This is a genomic window from Elusimicrobiota bacterium, from assembly GCA_016218575.1.
Classification (GTDB): Bacteria; Elusimicrobiota; Elusimicrobia; order UBA1565; family UBA9628; genus JACRDN01.
This window is the reverse complement of record JACRDN010000005.1, coordinates 1-20,944: the sequence shown is the minus strand read 5'-3', so window position 1 is coordinate 20,944 and position 20,944 is coordinate 1. Positions and strand designations below refer to the sequence as shown.

The following is a 20,944-nucleotide window of genomic DNA, read 5'->3' as shown; positions in this document are numbered from 1 at the left end:
GCTCCATTATAATCCTTTGGCCGGAGGCCGGCAACTGCCTACGCCTTGACTTCGGTATAGACGGCCTTCTCCTTGATGAAGGCCAAGGTCTTGCGCTCCGAGATCATTCCCACCACGGCCTCCTTGCGGTCGGAAAAGAACTTGCGGATATCCGCCTTCTTCTCCTCGCTCTCGGCCGCGGCCAGGTTCTTATCGAGCTCGGCCTGGACCTCGTCATCTAGCACCTGGAGCTTTTCCTTCTCGGCGATGGCGGGGAGAATGTAGGAGAGGCGCAGCTCGTTCTCGGCCTGGGGCCGGAGCTTGGCCTTGAGGTCTTCCAGCTGACCCGCCGGCCACTGGCCCTTGGGCCCCATGAGTTGGCGCCGGAGCTGCTCCATGCGGTGCTCGAGCTGGGCCTCCGCCAAGGAGGGAGGCAGGGGGATCTGGTTGGATTTGAGGAGAGCCTCCTCGATCTGCTGGGAGACCTCCTTCTCGGTTTTTCCGCGGCCCTCGCTCTCGATGACTTCCTTGAGCTTGGCCTTGAGTTCATCCAGAGCGCCGAAGCCCAGGTCCTTGGCGAACTCGGCGTCCAAGGCGGGCAGGACCTTACGCTTGATCTCCCGAAGCGTGGCCGAGAGGGTCACGTCCTTGCCGCCGAGCTTGACCGGGATCTGCTTGGTCTGACCGCGCTTGAGGCCCAAGAGCCCCGCGGCCAAACCCTCGAGTATCTGGTCCGAGGACAGGTCCACGAGCTCCGAGCGACCCTTCACGTTGGCCATGGGCTTGCCGTCCTGAAGGCCCTCGTAGTCGATCACGGCGTAGTGCTGGACCGCGACCGCCTCCTCCTCGGCTCTTTCCAGGCGCGCGTTGGCCTCTCGCAACTCCTCAAGCCGCGCCTGCAGGGCCTCCTCGGTGGCGGGATAGGCCTTGCGCTGGACCTTGATCTTGAGGTAGTCCTTGGGGGAGACCGCGGGGGCGGTCTCGGCGCGGACCTGGAGCCTCAGGGGCTTGCCTTCCTCGAAAGAAACGTCCTCAACCGCGGGTGCCACCACCGGCCTTATCCGGAGCTCCCGCAGGGCCTCCGGGACGTGCTTGCGTATGAGGTGGTCGAGGGCCTCCTCACGGGCATGGCCGATGAACTGCTTCTTGACCAAGTCCAGGGGCGCCTTGCCGGGACGAAATCCCGGAACCCGGGCGCGCTGCTGGATCCTCACCAGGAAGTTCTGGGTCTCGTCCTCGACATGCGCCGCGGGGATCTCCACGGAGATCGAGACAAGGCACCCATCCTCCTTGAGCTTCTTAAACTTGACCTTCTTGGCTGTGTCCAGAACGCTGAATAATCCCATGACGAGACCCCCTGCGAACTCGAATTAAAAACGGCAAAGATCAAAAAAAACGCAAAGCCCCCACGCGCAGCTTCCCTCCCCCATGGGGGAGGGAAGCGACTGGGCAAGGGGGGACTCGAACCCCCAAGGCCTCTCGGCCACACGGTCCTAAGCCGTGCGCGTCTGCCAGTTCCGCCACCTGCCCGTGTAGCAAGCCTCTCACGCGGAGAGGCGCGCGGCTATAATAAAAACGCCCACACCCTAGCGGGGATATGGGAGAAATTCGGGCCAAATTCTATGGGCTATATAGGACTCGAACCTATAACCTTGTCCTTAAGAGGGACCTGCTCTACCAATTGAGCTAATAGCCCAACAATTGATTATACAAAAATGTGGCGCTCCAAAAAAGGCGCACCGGCGAGGCCGACTTATCCACCAAAACTTCGCGGGAAACTTTTGGGGATATCTTTGCAACGGCTTAGGAAGCGACTTTCAGCACGACCTTGCCCGTAACGCGGCGCGCTTGGTTCTCGTCCTGGGCCGCGGCGGCCGCCTCAAGCGGTCGTTCCAAGATATGGGGAGGCCGAACCCTCCCCTCCTCAATAAGGCGGGCAATCTGGGACAGCTGGGATCCGTTCGGAGCGACGAAGACGAATCCGGATTTGAGCTTTCTGGCCGCGGCGAGCTTCTGGTCAGGCTCGTCAACGATGCTGACCAGCCGCCCTCCTTCCTTGGCCGCGGCGAAGATTTTGACGAGGCTGTCGCCGCCCACGCAGTCCAGGACCACGTCCACCCCTTGGGGATGGACGCGGCGCGCCGCCTCGGCGGGGTCCTCAAGCGCGTAATCTATGGCCTCCTGGGCCCCGAGCTCCCTTAAGTAGCCGTGTTTTGTCCGGCTCGCGGTGGCGAGGACCTCTGCGCCGGCCGCCCGCGCGAACTGGATGGCCAGGCTTCCAACGCCGCCCGCGCCGGCCAGAATCAGGACGCTTTCCCCGGCCCTGAGCTCGGCGAAATCGAACAAGGCCTGCCAAGCCGTGAGCCCCACCAAAGGGATAGCCGCGGCTTGGGCGAAGTCCAGGTTTTTCGGCATCGCGGCCGCGGCGGATGCCTCCACCGCCACATACTGGGCATAGGTTCCCCACCGAACGACGGGCTTGCGGCAATAGGCGAATACGCGATCGCCCGCCTTGAACCCCTTCGCCGCGGGCCCGACCGATTCCACGGTTCCGGCCGCGTCCCAGCCCGGAATGAGCGGGAATTGATGCGGGATGAAATCCTTCAAGTACCCCTCTCGAATCTTCCAATCTACGGGATTGACCGAGGCATAAGCCACCTTGACAAGAACTTCCGCAGGAGCCGTAGCCGGCTTCGGAACATCCATGAGCTTCAATTGCTCAGACCCGCCGAATGATTCTATCACCATCGCTTTCATGTTTCGTTCTCCCAATTCATTTGCCCGGAATCCGCGGCCCAAGATAAGCCGGCCAATAGCAGCAGCAAAAGAACTCGCGCTATTTTTCAAGAATAGCATCTTATATTATGGCCGCCCCAGGGTCCAAAGGTCCATGCCGCGGCCGGTAAAGGGCCTAGGCTGGCCTGGGACTTGTCCCGCGCCCATGGAGGAGCCCGTAACAACTTAGACATTGACGCCTTTGGCGCGGCTGTTATACTTCAGGCATGCGCTACTGGGTATTCCAAAACAATCAAGTTCTGGGCCCCTACGAGCCCGATGATCTCTCCCATCTGCCCTCTTACTCCGGGGAGGCCTTGGTTTGCCCGGAAGGGCGCAAGGGAACCAATATGGGAGATTGGCAGAGAGCGTGCCTGGTGTCCGAGCTCTCTGTGTCCTTGGTGAAGGCCCGGGAGTTGGCCTCGGCGCTCAAGGAGCCCGCCGGAGCCGGAGCGTGCGGGCGCCTGCCGCCGGAGCACACCCTCAAGGATTTGGCCGCGCTCGGAAGCCTTCAGGAAAAATTCTCGCTTCTAGAGGGAACCGTCTCCCAGCTCCAGGAGGAGCTGCGCCTCAAGGAGGGGGAAGTCCACTCCCTTCAGAAGGAATTCAACGACAAGCTCGCCCAAGCCCAGGAGCTGGCTCTCAAGGTGGGAGCCTTGGAGGAGAAGCTGTCCTCGGCTGGAAGCTGGAAGGAGAGCCTCGACAAGGTCTCCGCCTCCCAGGATGATTTTCTTTCCACCATTAAACGGCAGAACGAGACCATAGAGGAACTCACGCGCAAGATGGCGGAGCTCAAGGCCGCCCCGCCCCCCGTTCCCACGGAGCCGGCTCCGGCGATTGGCGCGCCGGCGCTCATGAGTTTCGAGCCCGCGTCCGGTGCGCAGTCCATGGAGACCAAGGCGTTTCCCGGGCCGAACCTTCCCCCCTTGACCCCGACCTTGCCGCCCCTGACCGGCCCGGCCAGAGCGGAGGAATCCTTCGCGCCGCCCAAGCCCCAACTGCCCGAGCCCATGGGGCCACAAACATCTCCCGTGGCGCCTAAGAAAAAGGGCGGGGCCAAGGCCGCGCTGGCGGCCGTGTCCGTCGTCACGCTCTTGGCGGGGGGTTTTTTGCTCGTGAATAAGCGGCCAAAGAAATCGGCCGAGCCCCAAACGCTTCCCGAGGGGCTCCAGACCCTCGGGAAAGAAATCGACGCCTCCCCGATGCCCCCTGCCACCCTAGATGCTGCAGGGGTTCATCCCCCCGCACCCCAGGCCCAACAGCCCGAAGCGGACGTCGATCAGCAAAAGCAGGCGGCCGTCGAAGTGGTCAAAACCTGGCCTCTTCCCGACGCGAGTAAGACCGTGGGCGAGACTCTCGAGGCCGCGGCCCCGGCGGGCGGCAACCTGAGCCCGTGGCTGGCGGAGAAAATCAAGGAGGACATTTTCCAGGTTAATTTCTATGCGACCTCCGGGGAAGGCGGCGGCAACCGCCCCTACGCTTTCGAGGTGCACCTGGGTGACAAGAAGGTGTTCGCCCAGAACGCCGCGGCGCAAGAAATACTCTCCGGGAAGGTATCCGCCCCGAAGGTGCTCAAAGCATCACCCTTTCAGGCGGCCACGCCCGCGCGGCGCCGGACCGCCCGAGAAGCGCCCCGACGGAGACTGACCAAGAAGGAGGACGCCAAGAAGAGCCTTGACGAGCTTCTCCTTCCGGGCGCTCCCGGCAAAGCCGATTTCGAGGAACCCTCCCAGGCTCAGCCCCCCAAGCCCGCCACCGAAAAGAAGGCCGCGGGCGGCGGAGAAGACGAGCTCTTGGACGAAGTGCTCAAGCCCTAAGGGCCTAAGGGCATGTCCCAGCAGCACCTCATCAAGCTGGTGCAGGAAAAAGCCTCCGCCATCGCGGACCGCGCTCGGGCCTCCCAGAGCCGGGCCGACGACATCCTGTTCCGTTCCCAGCAGGTGGCCAACGCTCTCAAAAACGGTTTTCCTCTGCGCGACAGGGGCTTCGGCGACGATTTGCAGGTATTCCGCAAAATTCTCAAGACTTTGGCCGCCGATGTCGTGGAAATACCAAACTTCATGGCGCGCCTGGAGCGCACGGCCCGCTATGAAGAAGATGCGATCAAGGCGGCCCAAGCCCTGTTCAGGGACATCAGCGTCCTCCAGAGGGAAATACGGGGGCTCCAAGAAAAGGCCCTCATGGCGCACCAAAACATCCGCAACTCGCCGTTCTTCACGGATTCCATCTACCTGATGCTCGAGATCGAAAAGATGATCGAGAAGACGGACCTGCTTCCCGCCTACGCGAACAAAATCCTGATCGCGATCAGCAGCCCTTCCTCTTGAAGGACAAAAGTGCTAAAGAATACCATGGAATGGCTCTTGAGTCTTCTCACCAAGCCGCGCTATCTCCTTTGCGCGGCCGCGCTCGTTCTGGCCCTGCGCTATCAATCTTTTTTCACTGGGAATTTCGCCAAGCTCTACCGACAATGGCGCTACCCTCCCCAAGGAGAGGCCCCAGCGGCCGGGGCGGACATCCTCAAGGAGATAGACGAGCAGGCTTCGCGCAAGGTCGCGGCGAAATACCGCGCCGTGACGGCTTTGCTCGATAAGGCCGCCGCCAAGGGCGCGAACGTGGGAGCCTTGCGCGCCCAAGCCGACCGGGCCTTGGCCTACAACGCGCCTGGCTCCCGGAAAAAGGCCTTGGATCTCCTGTCCGAGATCGCGGGGAAACTGCCGCGGCAGGGACCTCGGTACGCGCCCGCCGATCCATCGGAGGATGATTTGCTCATCCCCCAGGACGCATCGCGGCGGGAAGTGGCGACGGGCGGGCGGGCGCTTAAGCGCAAAGCCGCGCGAAAAAAGGGCGGGCGATGAGCTGGAGAGCCCTGGCACTTTGCCTCGCCGTCTCGGCCCCGACCGCGGCCCAGAACCAGGCCTTATCCCTCAATGAAACGGCGTGGGAAAACCTCTCCCAGGGCAAGGCCAAGGAGGCCGCCGATCATTTCAAGCAGGCCCTAGAGCGTTCAAGCAGTTCCGGGCAGCAAGCCCAGGCGCGCCTGGGCCTGGCCCTTACGGCCCTCAAGCAGTCCAAGCCTGACTTGGCGCTGGAGGAACTGCGCCAGGCTCTCTCCAATGGACCCTACATTCTTCCCGCGGCCTATCTGCAGATCGCGCGCATCCACGCCAAGCGCGGGGAAACCAAGGCCGCCCTATCCTATCTGCGCCAAAGCCTCGAACTCGACCCAGGCAATGTACAGGCCTTGAAGGAAATGGCGGGCCTCTATGGCCTTATTAAGGAAAAAGCCGCAGCCTGGCGGCTTTACCAGCAGGTTCTAGCCCTGGACCCCGCCGATGACGAGGCCCTTCGGGCCGCGGGGCGGCTGGCCAAGGAGATGCCGGACGTCGAGAAGTACCGGTCAGTCCGGAGGCTCAACCGGCCGCTTCTGGCGGCCCAGGCCCCGGAAAAGAGCAGACCGACCGGAGAATTGATCCGCGTCGGGCTTTTCAGCTCGCCGAAGGGAGTCCCAGGCGCTCTGCGCTCCTTGCGATTGACCTCCAACTCGCCGTTCGAGATCATGATCGGCTCCTCCGCGGTGCTGGCTCAAGGGGAAGCCTATGAGGGGTGGGAAGCGCGCTTGGCTCCGGATAACGAGGCCGTCGAGCTGCGCGATTCCGGACGAAACCTCAGGGCCTCTAGCCGGGAGCCCTTGCGCCTAGTGCCCCTGCGCCGCCCCGGCTCCTTCCTTCTCCAAGAGGCGCGCCTGGAAGGGGAGCAGCCCGCCGACCCCGGGGACCGGGAGCTGCGCGGGTACATCGAGCTTCGACCCCAGGCCGGGGGATTTTACGCCGTCAACGAGCTGCCCTTCTCGGAATACCTCTACGGAGCCGTGGGAGCGGCCTTGCCGCCCGGAAGCCCGGCCGAGGCCTACAAGGCCCAGGCAGTGGTCTGCCGCAGCCTCGCCCTATGGCTCAAGTCCCGGTCCAAAGCCGGCCTGTCGGCCGCGAGCGCCGACCTATGCGATTCTGCCGTATGCCAGAAATACATCGGGGTGAGCGCCGAGATGAGGGAGGCCAGCCAAGCCGTGGACGCCACGCAAGACCTGGTCTTCGCCTTCGAGGGCCACCTGGTCCCGGCCTTCTACCATGAAAACTGCGGAGGCACTACGGAGCAAGGCGGGCAAGATCTGGCGCATCTGGCCTCGGTGCGCGATGGCTCCGCCTCGCCCAAGCCCGATGCCTTGCCGGACAACTTCGAGGCCTGGGTCCGCGAGGCCCCGCCGCGGGATATTTTTTGCCAAGCCGGCCGCTCCATCCCGATCGCTCAATCACGCTGGATCCGATTCATTAAAGTCTCGGAGCTGGAGAGGAGAGCGAACATGATCGGGGAAGTCGGCTCCATCAAGGCCCTCGCGGTCACCGAACGAAGTCCGGGCGGGCGCGTTCGCCGCCTCGAGATACGCGGCAGCCGAGGCTCCGCGTTCTTGGAGGGCGAGAAGGCGATAGCGGACTTCCTGTCTCCCGGCTCGCTGTCCTCGACTTTGTTCAGCCCCGGTCCGGTCATCTCCATTCCAGAGCCCTCCATCGTGCTCTGGGGCGCTGGCTCTGGCTCGGGTTTGGGCCTCTGTCAGGCGGGGGCCATGGCCTTGGCCCAGCAGGGCCGGGATTGGAGGGCGATCCTCGCGCATTATTTCCCGAGGCTCAAGATCGAGAAACGGCCGTGAAGCGGCTCAAAGTCTTCCACATCATCACCCGCCTGGACCTGGGAGGCGCCCAGCAGAACACCCTTTACACCGTATCCCACCTCGATCCAGCGCGCTTCGAGCCTTGGCTCATTTGCGGTCGGGGGGGGATGCTGGACCAACAGGCTCTCTCGCTCCAGGCCCGGAGACCCTCCTGGAGCCTTCGCTTCCTGGAGGGCCTAGAGCGGGAGATTCATCCCTTGAAGGACGTCCTGGCCTTCCTCGAGCTCGTCAACCTGTTCCTGAGCGAGAGGCCCGACGTGGTGCATACCCACAGCTCCAAGGCCGGCATCCTCGGGCGCCTGGCCGCGGCGATGGCAGGAGTTCCGGCCATCGCGCATACCTACCACGGCTTCGGGTTCCACGATTATCTTCCTCCACGCCGCAAGGGCTTCTACGTCCGCCTCGAGAGGCTATGCGCGGGCTTGAGCCGCGCCTTGATTTTCGTGTCGAAGGCCAACCAGGACTACGCCCGGAGCCATGGGTTGGGAGATCCCGGCCGGTACGCCCTCATCCGCTCGGGAGTCGAGCTCTCCCGCTGGCCGGCCGCCGACATCGACCGGACCGCCAAAAAAAAATCCCTGGGGGTGGGAGTGCACAAGCCCCTGATCTCTTCGGTGGGAAATCTCAAGCCCCAGAAAAATCCGGGGGACTTCGTGTCCATGGCCGAGACCGTCCTGCGCTCTTTCCCGGAGGCGGAGTTCGTTTTCGTGGGTGACGGCCCCTTAAGATCACGCCTGGAATGCCGAATACTCGCCTCGGGACTGGGAAACCGCCTGCGCCTGCTCGGTTGGCGCCGGGACGTGCCTGAGATACTGGCCGCCTCAGACGTCTTCGTGCTTACCTCCCTGTGGGAAGGGCTTCCCCGGGCGTTGGTCGAGGCCATGAAGTCGGGTCTTCCCTGCGTCTGCTACGCGACCGACGGGGTGAAAGACTTGATCCAGGACGGCATCAATGGATTCTCCGCCCCTCCGGGAAACGTCCACCTCCTGGCCGAGAGGGTCGTGGAACTTCTCAAGGACGAGCCCAGGCGCAAGGATTTGGGAAACCGCGCCAGCCGGACCATCTCCGAGGAATTCGACATCGACAGGATGGTCGAAGCGCAGGAGCGGCTCTATGAGCGGCTCTTCTGAGTATTTCCGAAAACCCCTGGGCCTGGCCTTGTCAGGCGGAGGCGCGCTCGGCTGCTGGGAGGCCGCCGCCCTGCACGCCTTCGAGAGAGCGCGCGGCCCGGCCTTCGACTCCGTTCTCGGATTCAGCGCCGGAGCCTTGGCTGCGGCCGCCTACGCTCAAGACCGCAGCGAGACGGCGCTCTCGCGCTGGAAGCGGATCGACGGTCATATCCTGCGATTCTCTCCACGTCTGTGGCCCCTCTCGCTCTGCTCGGACCGCCCGGTATGGGAACAGGTGGATTACGCCCTGGACGACTCAGCGGCCCAGAAGCGGACTCGCTGCCGTCTGGCCGTGATCTCGACGCGCTTGCGGAGCGACAGACGGGTCTACGCGCTTTTCCACCCGGAGGGACCTTGGGACGCGCCGCTCTCCCGCCACTTGGCGGCGAGCTGCTCCGTTCCCCTGATTTTTCCTCCGGTCGAGGTCGAATTCCAGGGAAGCCGTGAACGTCTTTTCGACGGAGGAGTTCCCTGCGCCGAGCCATTGAGCTTCCACCCCCTTTCCCCGTGCCGCGATGTCATCGTCATTGAGGTGGTCCGGCCCGATGAACGGAGCCGCGTTCGCCATGGGATCGCCGCGCGCTTGGATCAGAAAGGCCGGCAAACCCTGATAACATTGATGGGCCAGGGAATAGCCTCCTTGAAGAGTATCCCGGAGCCGCCCCGTATTTTCAGGCTTTTCCCATCCCAAGTTTTGGACTTCGGCATGCTGGACTTCAATGGCTCCAACATCTCCCGCGCCATCTCCCTGGGCGCCCGGGACGCCCACGACTTCATGAGCAACCCCAGCCGCTATCTGGCATGACATGAAGTCCAAGCTCTTGACCGTCGCCGCCCTCGCGGCGATGCTGGCCGGGCACGCGGCCCTGCGCTGGCACGGCCTGGCCCTTCCCATGACCTGCGACGAGGGGGAATACGCCTACGAGGCGCGCCTCATGATGCAGGGTGGGCTTGCCTACCGCGACGCCTACAATCAGAAGCCTCCGGCGGTATTCTTCATCTACCGCCTGGCCTACGGATTCTCCCTATGGCCCAACGCCCCGCGGGTGGCCGCCCTGATAAGCTCCTGGGCCACCATGGCATTCCTCTTTTGGACCACCCCGGCATCATGGAGCCCCTGGGCGCGGCTAGCGGCCCCGGCGTTCTTCGCGGTGCTCTCCCCCGCGCCCATCGGGGACATGGGGTTCACGGCGAACACGGAAGTCTTTCTGTGCCTGGCGATGGCGATATGCGCCTGGGGCGTGAAAAAAAGTTGGGCCGCGCGCGCGCCTTGGCCATGCCTGGGACTGGCCGGACTTGCCGCGGGCGGGGCTCTCATGACCAAGCCCACCTGCGCTTGGAGCGTCCTCGGCTTTCTGGCCTTGACCTGCTGGGGAAAGGCGCTGCGGTGGAAGGCGAAGGCCGCGGTTCTTTATCTCGCCGCGACTGCCGTAGCACCCGCAACCCTCGCCGCCTATTTTTGGCTCAGGGGAGGCCTCGGAGATTTTCTCGAGCAGGCTTTTTGGCGAAACCTCGATTACGTCCGCGTCATGGCAAATGGACCGGCCTTGGCGCTCCAAGGCCGGTGGCTTATCGGGACCTTGCTGCCGCAATTCCTGAGAGGACTTTGGCCCATTTATCTTTCGGCCCTCGTTGGGCTTTACGCGGCGGGCCCGCGCCGTCCGGAAGAGCGCCTGGCCGCGGTTTGGCTTGGCACGAGCCTCCTTGGAATAGGGGCGGGTTTTTATTTTTTTCCACACTACTTTCTACAAGCCGCTCCGGCCATGGCCTTGGCGGCGGCGGGAGGGCTGCAGGAAGCAGGGGCGAGCAAGAACTCACTTCTCCAAAGAACGGCGCCCCTTCTTCTTGCCGCGGCACTCCTCTATCCGGTATGGGACCGGCGCGACATATACTTCCAGGCCTCGCCGCAAGTCGCTGCGAGGCGACTACTTTACCCCAACCCCCTTTACGAATCCTACCCTATCGCGGCCTACATCCGCAAGCACTCGCGCCCGACGGACAGCATTTACGTCTTCGGCTCCGAGCCCCAGATATACATACACTCCCAGCGTCGGGCCGCGACCCGGCATATCACGTCCTATCCCCTGACTTTGTTCCCCAGAGGAGAGCGCGATTACCTCCAGGAAATGCGGGACTTGGAGAGAGCCCGCCCGAAATTCATCGTCTACAGCGGCCAGCCCTCGTCGAACTTGATTTTCTCGCCTTGGGGGGAGATGTTCCAGCAAGCCATGCGGGAATTCCTGTCGCGCGAGTACCGCTTGGCGGGAGAGGTCGAAGTGTCCCCGGAGCCCTCTGCCTTCACCACGCTCCGGCTTCTCTCAGGAAGGCCGGACTGGTCCCGGGAAAACACGCTGTATTTATTCCAGTTGCGCGGTTAAATAACCGGGCCGCGCTCCCTGGCCGGAAGATATCCACCGAACTTCGCCGCGAAGTTCGGTGGATATCTTTTAGATAGCCCCGCTCTGGAATCGAAGCTCCATGGAGTGAGGCAGGGGGCGCAGGTTCTTTATCCGCCTCGGCGACTTCATCCTGCTGACGAGTCCAGACAAAAATGCTAGTATGTGCAAAATTTGAGGTTTTTATCAGAGGGAGGGTGATCATGGCAAGCTACAAGAAGATCAACGTTCCGGCGCAGGGCGAGAAGATCGAATTGAAGGGGGGCAAGTTGTCCGTCCCTGATCGCCCCATCATCCCTTATTTCCCCGGCGACGGCACTGGCCCGGACCTCTGGCGCGCCACCCAGGTGGTGCTCGACGGCGCCGTGGAAAAGGCCTACGGCGGCAAGAAAGCCGTCGCCTGGATGGAGGTCTCGGCGGGCCTGACGGCACTCCAGAACTACGACAAGGACACCGTTCTCCCCCAGGAGACCTTGGACGCCATCCGCGAGTTTCGCGTGGCCATCAAGGGCCCCCTCACCACCCCGGTCGGCAGCCACCGCTTCGTGTGCCTGGTCTGCTCCGCGGAACAGAACGAGGCGGGCGGCAAGCGCCCCGAGAAATGCGTGAAATGCTCCTCGGAGTGGGTGACTCCTCGCTTTCGCTCGGTCAACGTGGGCCTCCGGCAGAAGCTGGACCTCTACGCCTGCGTGCGCCCGGTGCGCTGGTTTACCGGAGTGCCCTGCCCGGTCAAGGAGCCCCACAAGTTCAACATCGTGATCTTCCGCGAGAACACCGAGGACGTTTACGCGGGAATCGAGTTCGAGTACGGCACCCCGGAGCAGAAAAAAGTTTACGAGTTCCTCACGAAGGAAATGGGCAAGAAGTTCAACCCGGACTCCGGCATCGGCATCAAGCCGATCTCCCTTACCGGCAGCAAAAGGCTGGTGCGCATGGCGATCCAGTACGCCGTGGACCACAAGAAGCCCTCGGTCACCATGGTCCACAAAGGCAACATACAGAAGTTCACGGAAGGGGCCTTCCGGGACTGGGGCTACGAGGTGGCCCGCGACGAGTTCCGCGACAAGATCGTCACCGAGGCAGAGCTTTGGGACAACCACGGCGGCAAGATGCCGGCCGGAAAGGTCCTCGTCAAGGACCGCATAGCCGACCAAACCTTTCAGCAGCTCCTCCTGCGCCCCGACGAGTACAGCGTGCTCGCCACCCCGAACTTGAACGGGGATTACATCTCGGATGCGGCCGCGGCCCAGGTGGGCGGGCTCGGCATCGCCCCCGGCGCCAACATCGGCGACGGCGTGGCGGTCTTCGAGGCGACACACGGCACCGCTCCCAAGTACACCAACAAGGACATGGTCAACCCCGGCTCCTTGATCCTCTCGGGGGTCATGATGCTCGAGCACCTGGGCTGGCAGGAGGCGGCCGACCTCATCGTCGCGGCCTTGGAGAAGACCATCCAGAACAAGACGGTGACCTACGACCTCGAGCGGCAGATGCAGGGGGCCAAGAAGCTCAAGACCTCGGAGTTCGGGGCCGAGATCGTCAAGAACATGGCGGTCCGCGCGCCAGCCCTCTCGCGATAAATGCTCGTTACGAAATAAGTGCCAGAAACGGTCGCGCTGAGCGTACTGGTCCCCGTCTATAACGAGGGGGAAAACATTCCCGGAGTGGGGGAAGAGCTCTCCCAGGCTCTCGCGGAATTACAGCTCGAGCACGAGGTGCTCTTCATCGACGACGGCTCGACCGATGACACCTACTCCCAGATCAAGAATCTCCTGGCGCGCCACCCCCGCTTCAAGGCCGTGAAACTGGGCCGCAACGCGGGCCAGACCGCGGCACTCTCCGCCGGAATCAAATACAGCCGGGGCAGGCTCATCGCCTGCCTCGACGGCGACGGGCAGAACGACCCGCGCGAGCTCAAGAAAATGCTCGCCAAGCTCGAGGAAGGCTTCGACGTGGTGAGCGGCTGGCGCAAGGACCGCAAGGACCCCTGGCTGTCCCGACGCCTGCCCTCCCAAGTCGCCAACGGCTTTATCTCCATGGTGACGGGAATTCATCTCCACGACTACGGCTGCACCCTCAAGCTCTACCGGGCCGAGTACTTGAAGCCCCTGCGCCTCTACGGCGAGATGCACCGCTTCGTGCCGGCCTTCACCGGCTTCTTGGGCGCGCGGATCGCAGAGATCCCGGTCAACCACAGGCCGCGTCTCAAGGGCTCCTCAAAATATGGGATTTCCCGAACGTTCAAGGTGCTCCTCGACCTGCTCACCGTTAAGTTCATGGACGTCTACATGGCCAAGCCCATCTACCTTTTCGGAGGGGGAGGCCTGCTCATGGGATTGCTGGGCTCGGCCCTGGCCGGGGTCACTCTGTACAACAAGTTTTTTAGGGGCATCTACGTGAAAGATCAGCCCCTCTTCCAGATCTCGATCTTCTTCGCCCTCATCGGCATACAGCTGATCCTCTTGGGGCTTTTGGCCGAGATCCTGGTGCGGGTTTACTTCGACATCAAGGACAAACCCGCCTACTTCGTGAGGGAAACCTTGGGTTTCAGCCGCGATGGATATCTCTAGATACGACATCAGGAGTCTCACGCCCCAGGGGCGCTGGGAGTTGAAGACGGACCTGGAGCCTGAAATGTTCCAGGACGTCCTGGAGGGCCAGGCAAAGCTCGATGCTCCCCTTCACGTCGACCTCGCCTTTCACGTGAAAGGCGAGGTATTGCTCTACCGCGGTTTCGTTGCAGGCCGGTGGGAGTTGGAGTGCTGCCGATGCCTGGCTTGGCAGACTTTCCCTTATACCGCGAAAATAGAGGGCTCCTGCCCGGCCTCGGAGACCATCCTGGACGCGGCCGAGGATGTGCGCCAGGCTTTGGTCTTGGCCCTGCCCCTGAAGTCCTGCTGCAGACCCGACTGCCGCGGACTCTGCCTCAGATGCGGGGCCAATAATAACGCAACCCCTTGCGGTTGCCCTCTCCCATAAATGCTAAAATTATCAAAGTTTTTCAAGGAGCCCTGATATGCCCAATCCAAAAAGGAAGCACACGCGTTCCCGCCGTGACAGCCGCCGCTCGCAGAACTGGAAGCTGGAGCGCCCCGCGCTCGCACCCTGCTCCAACCCGGCCTGCGGGAAGCTGAGGAGGCCTCATACGGTCTGCCCTCACTGCGGCAGCTACGGCGGGCAGATAGCCGTGGCCCCCAAGCAGAAAAAGTCCAAGGGCCAAGACTCTTCGGGAGATCAGAAGTAGCGGGGTCAAGCCTCTCGCGGCGGCGCCGAAAATGAGTTATGATGGTGCCGTCGGCGCGCTTCACGCCGCAACAGTCCGCAAGGAGAGAGCTATGAGTCCAGAAACAGCCGTTCAAACTCAAGCCCCGTCCGTCCGACGGCTCACGGGGAAGGTCGCCATCGTCACTGGAGCGGCGCAGGGCATTGGTCTGGCCATTTCCGATCTTTTCTGCCGGGAAGGCGCTAGCGTCGTGATGGTCGACATCGATTTCGCCGCGGTCGAACAATCGGCCAAGAAGCTTGAGGCTTCGGGCGCCAGAACCCTCGGCCTCAAGGCCGACGTCACCCGCCACGAGGATTGCGAGGCCGTCGTCAAGGCCGCCTTGGATAAATTGGGGAAAATTGATATATTGGTCAACAATGCCGGCATCACGCGCGACAACCTGGTTCTCAGAATGTCGGAGGCCGATTGGGACCTGGTCCTCGACGTCAACCTCAAGGGGGCCTTCAACTTCACCAAGGCCGCGCTCCGCCCGATGCTCAAGGCGCACTCGGGCCGGATCGTGAACATCGCCTCGATCGTCGGGGAGGAAGGAAACGGCGGCCAGGCCAATTATTCGGCCTCCAAAGGCGGCCTCATCGCCATGACCAAATCCTGCGCCAGGGAGTTCGCCTCGCGCAACATCCTGGTCAACGCCGTGGCCCCGGGATTCATCAAGACGCGGCTTACCGAGGTCATCCCGGAGGCCGAGAAAGCCAAGCTCATGAACAAAATTCTTCTGGGCAGAATGGGAGAGCCCATAGACGTCGCCCGCGCCGTGCTTTTCCTGTCGTGCGAGGAGTCGTCTTACGTGACTGGCCACGTGCTCAACGTCAACGGCGGCGGGTACATGTGACGCGCTGGGGCAAATAGAGAGACAAGGAGGACAAGGACATGGCGGACACCAACGTCGCAGATCGGGTAAAGCAAATCATCGTGGAGCAGCTGGGTGTGGACGCTGCCGAAGTGACTCCCCAAGCCCATTTCGTCAACGACCTGGGGGCCGACTCCCTCGACACCGTGGAGCTCGTGATGGCTCTCGAGGAGGAGTTCGACACCGAAATCCCCGATGAGCAGGCCGAAAAAATCCAGACCGTGGGCCAGGCCATCGATTACATCCAGGCGCACGCAAAAAAATAGACCCCACGGGCGGACGCAAATGTGCACAAGCCTCTAGAGGAGGTCCTAGGCCATCATTTCAGGAATCCGGAATTGCTCAAGGAAGCCCTGTCCCATAAATCCTACGCTTCCGAGACCCAGTCCGGAGTCTGCAATGAGCGCCTCGAGTTCTTGGGAGACAGCATTCTGGCGGCCGTCGTGGCTCATCAGCTTTACGATGACTATCCGCTGGAGGATGAGGGCCGACTTTCCAAGAAAAAGTCGCAGCTGGTCTCCCGGCCAAGCCTGGCCCATTGGGCCGCGGACCTCAACCTCGGAGCCTACCTCTATTTAGGGATAGGGGAGGAAAGCTCCGGAGGCAGGGCCAGGCAGAGCCTCCTGGCCAACGCCATCGAGGCCATCATCGGGGCGCTTTATCTGGACGGAGGCTACCAGGCCGTGGCCCGCTTCATACGCCAGTGGTGCGCTGGGCGGCATGCCCACCTCAAGGAAACAGACTACAAAAGCCGCCTGCAGGAAGTCCTCCAGAAGAAGCATAAGGTGCCGCCTTCGTACGAGATGATCCATGCCGTCGGCCCGGATCACGACAAGACGTTCCAGATCGTGGTCCACATGGGCAAGAGAATATTGGGAAGAGGCTCGGGGAAAAGCAAGAAGGACGCGGAGCAGTCTGCCGCGTGCAACGCTTTGGAACAGATGCATTTGGGGGAGAATTAAAATGGACTACGACTTGACGGAATCGCAAAGAGATATCATCGGCCTGGCCTATCAAATCGCCCAGCAGAAGGTAAAGCCCGTCCGCGAGCATTACGACGCCACCGAGGAGGAGTTCCCCTGGCCAGTGGTCGAGGAAATCCGCAAGGCCGACCTTTTCGGGGTGTACCTCCCCGAGGCCTACGGGGGGCTGGGAGGGGGGACCTTGGAGCTCGTCTTGGTGACCGAGCAGCTCTCACGCGCCTGCGCGGGGATCGCGCTGGCCGTGGCCGCCTCGGGACTATGCGCCATCCCGATCCTTTTGTTCGGCAATCCTGGTCAGAGGAAGAAATGGCTCACCGACATCGCCTCCGGCAAAAGACTCGGGGCCTTCACCATCACCGAGCCCTCTGCCGGGTCAGACGCCACGGCCACCAAATGCACGGCACGCCTCGATGGAAGCCACTACGTCCTCAACGGCATCAAGAACTTCTGCTCCAGCGGCCACGCCGCCGAAATCTACACTTTGTTCGCCTCGACCAACCCCGCCCGGGGGGCCAGGGGCATTTCCGCCTTCGTGGTCGAGAAAGGAACCCCCGGGTTCACCTTCGGCAAGAAGGAGACCAAGATGGGCATCCGCGCCTCACCGACCTATGAGCTCGTCTTCAACAACTGCCGGATCCCCAAGGAGAACCTCCTTTATAGGGAAGGCTACGGGCTCTTCGTCGCTCAGAACACCTTCGACATGTCCCGCCCGGGGGTCGCCTCCCAGGCCTTGGGCTTGGCCCAAGGGGCCCTGGACGAGACCTTGGCCTACATCCGTGTGCGCAAGCAATTCGGACAGACCATCGCGAGCTTCCAGGCCATACAGCACATGCTGGCCGATTGCGCGACCTCGATCGAAGCCTCCCGGGCCCTTCTCTACAGCACGGCCCGCGCCATGGATAAAGCCTTGAAGCCCGCCATCGTGAAGGCCCTGGAGGGGGGAACCATCGTGTTCGACGAGATGAACGCCTTGGAGGTCAAGCGCTGGACCAAGGAGTCCGCCATGTGCAAGGTGCTCTGCTCCGACACCGCCATGAAGGTTACGACCGACTGCGTCCAAATGTGCGGCGGCATCGGCTACATGAGGGACTTCCCCGTTGAGAAATTCATGCGCGACGCCAAGATCACTCAGATCTACGAGGGCACCAACCAAATCCAGAGAAATGAGATCGCCATGATGATAATCAAGGAAGCCGCGTCCAAGGCGCGGGAGGCCGTGGCCGCTTGAGCATGGAATTCCTGCGCTGCTCCCGCTACCATTCCGGAGGGAGCGGGCCGAATCTGAAGGCGACCTTGCTGGGCAAGACCCCCCGCTACGCGCCAGACAGATCTTTCGACACTCTCCACGTGCGCCTGGAGCTCGAAATAGACTTCGCCGCGCGCTCGGCGGCCGGGCTGTGCGCGACTCGGGTCAAAGCCTACAGGGACGGAGTCCGCTCCCTGGAATTCGACGCGGTGGACCTCTCCGTCTCCTCGGCCGCAGTGGACGGCAGGCCCGTGAAAATCCGCCGGGAGAAGGAAAAGCTCGTCCTGCCCCTCCCGCGCCCCTTGAGCGCGGGCCAGGAGGCAGAGGCCGTGGTCCGCTACCGGGTCGTCCGTCCCAAGGCCGGGCTCCACTTCGTCTATCCCGGCCCGCACAACCCTAAGAACCCCGTCCAAGTCTGGAGCCAGAGCCAGCCAGAGGACGCCCGGTATTGGTTCCCCTGCCACGACAGCCCTCACGAGAAGGCCACCTCCGAGCTCAAGATCACGGTGCCGGAGGGCTTCCGCGCCGTCTCGAACGGAACCTTGGCCGAAACCGTGACGCGGGGAAAAAAAATCAGCTACCACTGGAAAATGCTCCAGCCGCACTCCCTCTACCTCATAAGTCTCGCGGCCGGAAAATTCGCCGAGATAGAGGAGCGCTGGGAGGACATCCCCGTCACCTATTACTGCGAGAAGGGCCGGGAACGGGATGCCCGGCGGGGCCTGGGGAAAACCCCCAAGGCCATGGAGTTTTTCTCGAAGATGACGGGAATCCGTTACCCCTACGAGAAATACGCCCAAGTGGCGGTCGCCGAGTACCCCGGGGGCATGGAGCACACCACCGCCACCACCCAGACCGACGCGGTGCTTGTCGATGAGGTCGCCGCCCTCGACAACGACATGGACACCTTGATGGCCCATGAGCTCGCGCACCAGTGGTTCGGGGACCTGGTCACATGCAGGGATTGGTCCCACGCATGGCTCAACGAGGGATTTGCCACCTACTTCGAGGTGCTCTTCCAGGAGCACGACAAGGGCCGGGACATGGCGGACTACGAACTCCATCAGAACAAGCGGATTTACTTCGACGAGGACGCCCGGCGCTACCGCCGCCCCATCGTCTGCTCCACCTTCAAGTACCCCTGGATCCTATTCGATCGCCACACCTACGAGAAAGGCTCCTGGATCCTGCACATGCTCCGCCACGAGTTGGGCGACGACCTATGGTGGAAGGCCGTCAACCATTACCTCACGTGCTTCCGCGACCGGAGCGTGGAGACGAGCGACCTCATCCAAGCCGTGGAGGAAATTTCCGGCAGGAATTTGCGCTCCTTTTTCGACCAATGGGTGTTCAAAAGCGGCTACCCGCGTTTTCGCGTCCAATACACATGGGATCCTGGTTCCAAGAAGGGGGGCCTCTGGATACTGCAGACCCAGCCCGTCTCGGAAGAATCTCCGCTGTTCAAGGTTCCAGTCGATATCCGATTCACGGGGCGGGGCTGGGTGAAGACCTTCACGGAAGTCGTCTCAGATAAGGAGCATCACTTCCAATACCGACTGCCCGCACCGCCCGTCAACGCGGAGTTCGACCCCGAGCACAGGATCCTCAAGAAGCTGGACTTCCAGAAACCCCAGGCGCACTGGCGCCACCAACTCCTGGAAGCGCCTCGAGCCCAGAGCCGGCTCGAGGCCGCCCGGGACGTGGCGCGTTGGCGGGGCGAGGGCTCCGTGAGCCTCCTTGAAAAGGCGGCGCGCCGGGAATCCTTCTGGGGAGCCGGCACTGAGATGATCCGGGCCTTGGGCTCGATCGAAAGCGAGAAGGCATTCGCGGCCCTCAAGGGCCTGCTAAAGCTCGAGCATCCGAAAATGCGGCGCGCGGCGGTAGATGCCTTGGGAGCCTACAAGAGGCCGGAGAACGCCAAAATATTCCTCTCCCTATCGAGTGCGGACGCCAGTCTTCATGTGCGCTCCGCCGCCTGCCGGGCCCTGGGGGCCCTGCAGGACAAGCGTTTCTCGGGGACACTCAAGAGGAATCTGGGCAAGGACAGCTACCGCGGGATCCTGTCCTCGGGAGCGCTTCAGGGCCTGGCACTCACCAGAGCCCCCGGACTTCTACAAACACTCCACAAGGCCTGCCTGCCTCCAAGAAGCTATTGGGGCCGGCTCTCGGCCATGCGCGCCCTTTCCGAGTACGCCCCCATGGCCGCGGAGGTCGTGCCCTGGCTCTGCGAGATGAGCTCGGACCCCGATGAGCGCATTAATCTCGCCGCCATCCACCTTCTAGGGGAACTCGAGGACTTCAGGGCCTTGGACACGCTCGCCAAGGCCCTCAAAAGCCCCAACAGCCGGGTCCGGGTCTACGCCGAGGAGGCAATCGCCCATATCCGGGCGGGAATCGAGCCGCCGGGCAATAAGTGATTTTTAACGCAGAGAATTTCCGTCCCAGCCCAACTCAGCGCGGCGCTGCTGCCGGGTGCTAGTCGGCTTTTTCGGCCGAGATGAGGCCCAGGTCTATTCCCTTGACCACGGCCTCGGTGCGATTGGACACGCCCAGCTTCTGGAACATGCTGTTCAGGTGGTTCTTGACGGTCTTGACGCTGCAGTCGAGCTTGGCCGCTATCTCCTTGTTGGACTGGCCTTTCCCCAGGAGGGCCAGGACCTTGATCTCCGTCTTGGTCAGGGCCACGAGCGAGGCCTCGGCCGAGGCGCTGCCCATCTGGCGCAGGCCATCTATGAGCTTGCTCATCACCGGCTGGGGGATCATGACGCCCTCGTTGGCGAAAGCCTTGAGCGCGTTGACAAGCTCAGAGGCCGGCAGCATCTTGGACAGGTAGCCGTTGGCTCCGGCCTGTATCGCCTCCATCACGTGGGACTCATCCTCATAGGAGGATAAGATCAGCACGTTGGTGTTGGGGCATTCCCGGTGAATCATGCGCGTCGCCTCGATCCCGTCCATGTGGGGCAGCTTGATGTCCAGCAGGATGACGTTTGGCCGCAGCTTCTTGACCACCTTGATCGCCTCCTGCCCGTCCGCAGCCTCTCCGACCACCTCAAGCGCTTTCTCGTTCTCGAGAAGATCCTTGATCCCCTCTCGAAAGAGGGTCTGGTCATCGGCGATGACGACACTGATCTTTCTTTTTGCCATTTCTATTCCTCTCTTGCCCGTATTTCTGCGCCGCCATCGTATGGCCGCGACCTCTTAAGAATAGCCGGAAGGCGTAAAGCGGCAGGGGCCATTAGGGCAGTCCTTCCCTTTTTTTGGACCTACCTGGATTTAGGCCTTTGGACCTATTTTCCGACGGGACCTCCCGAGCCCCCTGGGTCCAAGGTCCCGAAGAACTTATCCACCGAACTTCGCAGCGAAGTTCGGTGGATAAGCCCCCGTCTCTCTGGTCGGCCGTGCCCCGATGTCCGGGGAAATTGCGTAGCGTAACCTAATTGGTGAGGGATTCATTCTAACTTTTTAGGCCGCGACTAGTTGCCTCACCTCCGCTTGCTCTTCGGTTCCAATCGCGGCCAGCGCAGGAACATTGCT

The 20,944-nt window shown here is 62.4% G+C and carries 19 protein-coding genes and 2 tRNA genes; 16 read left to right on the top strand and 5 right to left on the bottom strand.

Annotated features, from left to right (window positions below; genetic code table 11):
- Positions 1-38: 38 nt before the first annotated feature.
- The 4 genes from tig to HY921_00585 all read right to left on the bottom strand — a co-directional run bounded on the left by tig (position 39) and on the right by HY921_00585 (position 2,736).
- Entirely contained in the window at positions 39-1,325 is a 1,287-nt protein-coding gene (tig, locus tag HY921_00600) for a trigger factor (GenBank protein ID MBI5629364.1), read from the bottom strand.
- 100 nt (positions 1,326-1,425) lie between these two features.
- Positions 1,426-1,509: transfer RNA gene (locus HY921_00595), tRNA-Leu, on the bottom strand.
- A gap of 93 nt (positions 1,510-1,602) precedes the next feature.
- Positions 1,603-1,675, bottom strand: a tRNA-Lys gene (locus HY921_00590).
- Between the two features lie 107 nt (positions 1,676-1,782).
- Positions 1,783-2,736, bottom strand: a complete 954-nt coding sequence (locus HY921_00585; protein ID MBI5629363.1) for an NADP-dependent oxidoreductase — start codon at positions 2,734-2,736, stop codon at positions 1,783-1,785.
- 245 nt (positions 2,737-2,981) lie between these two features.
- Here HY921_00585 and HY921_00580 point away from each other — a divergent pair, with 245 nt between their 5' ends.
- The 16 genes from HY921_00580 (at position 2,982) to HY921_00505 (ending at position 19,827) form a co-directional block, all read left to right on the top strand.
- Positions 2,982-4,571 carry a hypothetical protein gene (locus HY921_00580; protein MBI5629362.1) on the top strand — a complete coding sequence of 530 codons (1,590 nt, stop codon included), beginning with the start codon at positions 2,982-2,984 and terminating at the stop codon, positions 4,569-4,571.
- A 12-nt stretch (positions 4,572-4,583) separates the two neighbouring features.
- Positions 4,584-5,081, top strand: coding sequence for a hypothetical protein (locus tag HY921_00575; protein ID MBI5629361.1), 498 nt, complete (start codon positions 4,584-4,586; stop codon positions 5,079-5,081).
- Between the two features lie 9 nt (positions 5,082-5,090).
- Positions 5,091-5,612 carry a hypothetical protein gene (locus tag HY921_00570; GenBank protein MBI5629360.1) on the top strand — a complete coding sequence of 174 codons (522 nt, stop codon included), beginning with the start codon at positions 5,091-5,093 and terminating at the stop codon, positions 5,610-5,612.
- Positions 5,609-7,459 carry a SpoIID/LytB domain-containing protein gene (locus HY921_00565; GenBank protein ID MBI5629359.1) on the top strand — a complete coding sequence of 617 codons (1,851 nt, stop codon included), beginning with the start codon at positions 5,609-5,611 and terminating at the stop codon, positions 7,457-7,459. Before HY921_00570 ends, HY921_00565 begins: the two co-directional genes overlap by 4 nt.
- On the top strand, positions 7,456-8,610 hold the full coding sequence (locus HY921_00560) for a glycosyltransferase family 4 protein (protein ID MBI5629358.1): 1,155 nt from the start codon (positions 7,456-7,458) through the stop codon (positions 8,608-8,610). The genes HY921_00565 and HY921_00560 overlap by 4 nt, the downstream gene beginning before the upstream one ends.
- The gene (locus HY921_00555) at positions 8,594-9,454 is read left to right on the top strand and encodes a patatin-like phospholipase family protein (protein MBI5629357.1); all 861 of its coding nucleotides are present in this window, start codon (positions 8,594-8,596) and stop codon (positions 9,452-9,454) included. Before HY921_00560 ends, HY921_00555 begins: the two co-directional genes overlap by 17 nt.
- A 1-nt stretch (position 9,455) precedes the next feature.
- Positions 9,456-11,027: a hypothetical protein gene (locus HY921_00550; GenBank protein ID MBI5629356.1), complete on the top strand. Its 1,572-nt coding sequence runs from the start codon at positions 9,456-9,458 to the stop codon at positions 11,025-11,027.
- A 221-nt stretch (positions 11,028-11,248) separates the two neighbouring features.
- Positions 11,249-12,625 (top strand): NADP-dependent isocitrate dehydrogenase, encoded by a 1,377-nt coding sequence (locus HY921_00545; protein MBI5629355.1) that lies wholly within the window; start codon positions 11,249-11,251, stop codon positions 12,623-12,625.
- 18 nt (positions 12,626-12,643) lie between these two features.
- Positions 12,644-13,615: a glycosyltransferase family 2 protein gene (locus HY921_00540; protein MBI5629354.1), complete on the top strand. Its 972-nt coding sequence runs from the start codon at positions 12,644-12,646 to the stop codon at positions 13,613-13,615.
- The gene (locus tag HY921_00535) at positions 13,602-14,024 is read left to right on the top strand and encodes a DUF177 domain-containing protein (GenBank protein MBI5629353.1); all 423 of its coding nucleotides are present in this window, start codon (positions 13,602-13,604) and stop codon (positions 14,022-14,024) included. Before HY921_00540 ends, HY921_00535 begins: the two co-directional genes overlap by 14 nt.
- A gap of 37 nt (positions 14,025-14,061) precedes the next feature.
- Positions 14,062-14,289, top strand: a complete 228-nt coding sequence (gene rpmF, locus HY921_00530; GenBank protein MBI5629352.1) for a 50S ribosomal protein L32 — start codon at positions 14,062-14,064, stop codon at positions 14,287-14,289.
- Positions 14,290-14,380: 91 nt separating this feature from the next.
- Positions 14,381-15,163, top strand: coding sequence for a 3-oxoacyl-[acyl-carrier-protein] reductase (gene fabG, locus HY921_00525; GenBank protein ID MBI5629351.1), 783 nt, complete (start codon positions 14,381-14,383; stop codon positions 15,161-15,163).
- A gap of 38 nt (positions 15,164-15,201) precedes the next feature.
- Positions 15,202-15,447 carry an acyl carrier protein gene (gene acpP, locus HY921_00520; protein ID MBI5629350.1) on the top strand — a complete coding sequence of 82 codons (246 nt, stop codon included), beginning with the start codon at positions 15,202-15,204 and terminating at the stop codon, positions 15,445-15,447.
- Between the two features lie 21 nt (positions 15,448-15,468).
- The gene (rnc, locus tag HY921_00515) at positions 15,469-16,143 is read left to right on the top strand and encodes a ribonuclease III (GenBank protein MBI5629349.1); all 675 of its coding nucleotides are present in this window, start codon (positions 15,469-15,471) and stop codon (positions 16,141-16,143) included.
- 1 nt (position 16,144) lies between these two features.
- Positions 16,145-17,392: an acyl-CoA dehydrogenase family protein gene (locus HY921_00510; GenBank protein ID MBI5629348.1), complete on the top strand. Its 1,248-nt coding sequence runs from the start codon at positions 16,145-16,147 to the stop codon at positions 17,390-17,392.
- Positions 17,389-19,827, top strand: coding sequence for a HEAT repeat domain-containing protein (locus HY921_00505; GenBank protein ID MBI5629347.1), 2,439 nt, complete (start codon positions 17,389-17,391; stop codon positions 19,825-19,827). Before HY921_00510 ends, HY921_00505 begins: the two co-directional genes overlap by 4 nt.
- Before the next feature lie 58 nt (positions 19,828-19,885).
- On the opposite strand, the gene HY921_00500 is transcribed toward HY921_00505, so the two are convergent.
- A complete protein-coding gene (locus tag HY921_00500; GenBank protein MBI5629346.1) occupies positions 19,886-20,554 on the bottom strand; it encodes a response regulator transcription factor in 669 nt (222 codons plus the stop codon).
- Positions 20,555-20,944 lie beyond the last annotated feature (390 nt).

Coding starts and splice junctions, on each gene's coding strand:
- HY921_00545 (MBI5629355.1), top strand. CDS start 11,249: ATGGCAAGCTACAAGAAGATCAACGTTCCGGCGCAGGGCGAGAAGATC.
- acpP (MBI5629350.1), top strand. CDS start 15,202: ATGGCGGACACCAACGTCGCAGATCGGGTAAAGCAAATCATCGTGGAG.
- HY921_00510 (MBI5629348.1), top strand. CDS start 16,145: ATGGACTACGACTTGACGGAATCGCAAAGAGATATCATCGGCCTGGCC.
- HY921_00580 (MBI5629362.1), top strand. CDS start 2,982: ATGCGCTACTGGGTATTCCAAAACAATCAAGTTCTGGGCCCCTACGAG.
- HY921_00500 (MBI5629346.1), bottom strand. CDS start 20,554: ATGGCAAAAAGAAAGATCAGTGTCGTCATCGCCGATGACCAGACCCTC.
- HY921_00550 (MBI5629356.1), top strand. CDS start 9,456: ATGAAGTCCAAGCTCTTGACCGTCGCCGCCCTCGCGGCGATGCTGGCC.
- HY921_00565 (MBI5629359.1), top strand. CDS start 5,609: ATGAGCTGGAGAGCCCTGGCACTTTGCCTCGCCGTCTCGGCCCCGACC.
- tig (MBI5629364.1), bottom strand. CDS start 1,325: ATGGGATTATTCAGCGTTCTGGACACAGCCAAGAAGGTCAAGTTTAAG.
- HY921_00535 (MBI5629353.1), top strand. CDS start 13,602: ATGGATATCTCTAGATACGACATCAGGAGTCTCACGCCCCAGGGGCGC.
- HY921_00575 (MBI5629361.1), top strand. CDS start 4,584: ATGTCCCAGCAGCACCTCATCAAGCTGGTGCAGGAAAAAGCCTCCGCC.
- fabG (MBI5629351.1), top strand. CDS start 14,381: ATGAGTCCAGAAACAGCCGTTCAAACTCAAGCCCCGTCCGTCCGACGG.
- HY921_00555 (MBI5629357.1), top strand. CDS start 8,594: ATGAGCGGCTCTTCTGAGTATTTCCGAAAACCCCTGGGCCTGGCCTTG.
- HY921_00585 (MBI5629363.1), bottom strand. CDS start 2,736: ATGAAAGCGATGGTGATAGAATCATTCGGCGGGTCTGAGCAATTGAAG.
- rpmF (MBI5629352.1), top strand. CDS start 14,062: ATGCCCAATCCAAAAAGGAAGCACACGCGTTCCCGCCGTGACAGCCGC.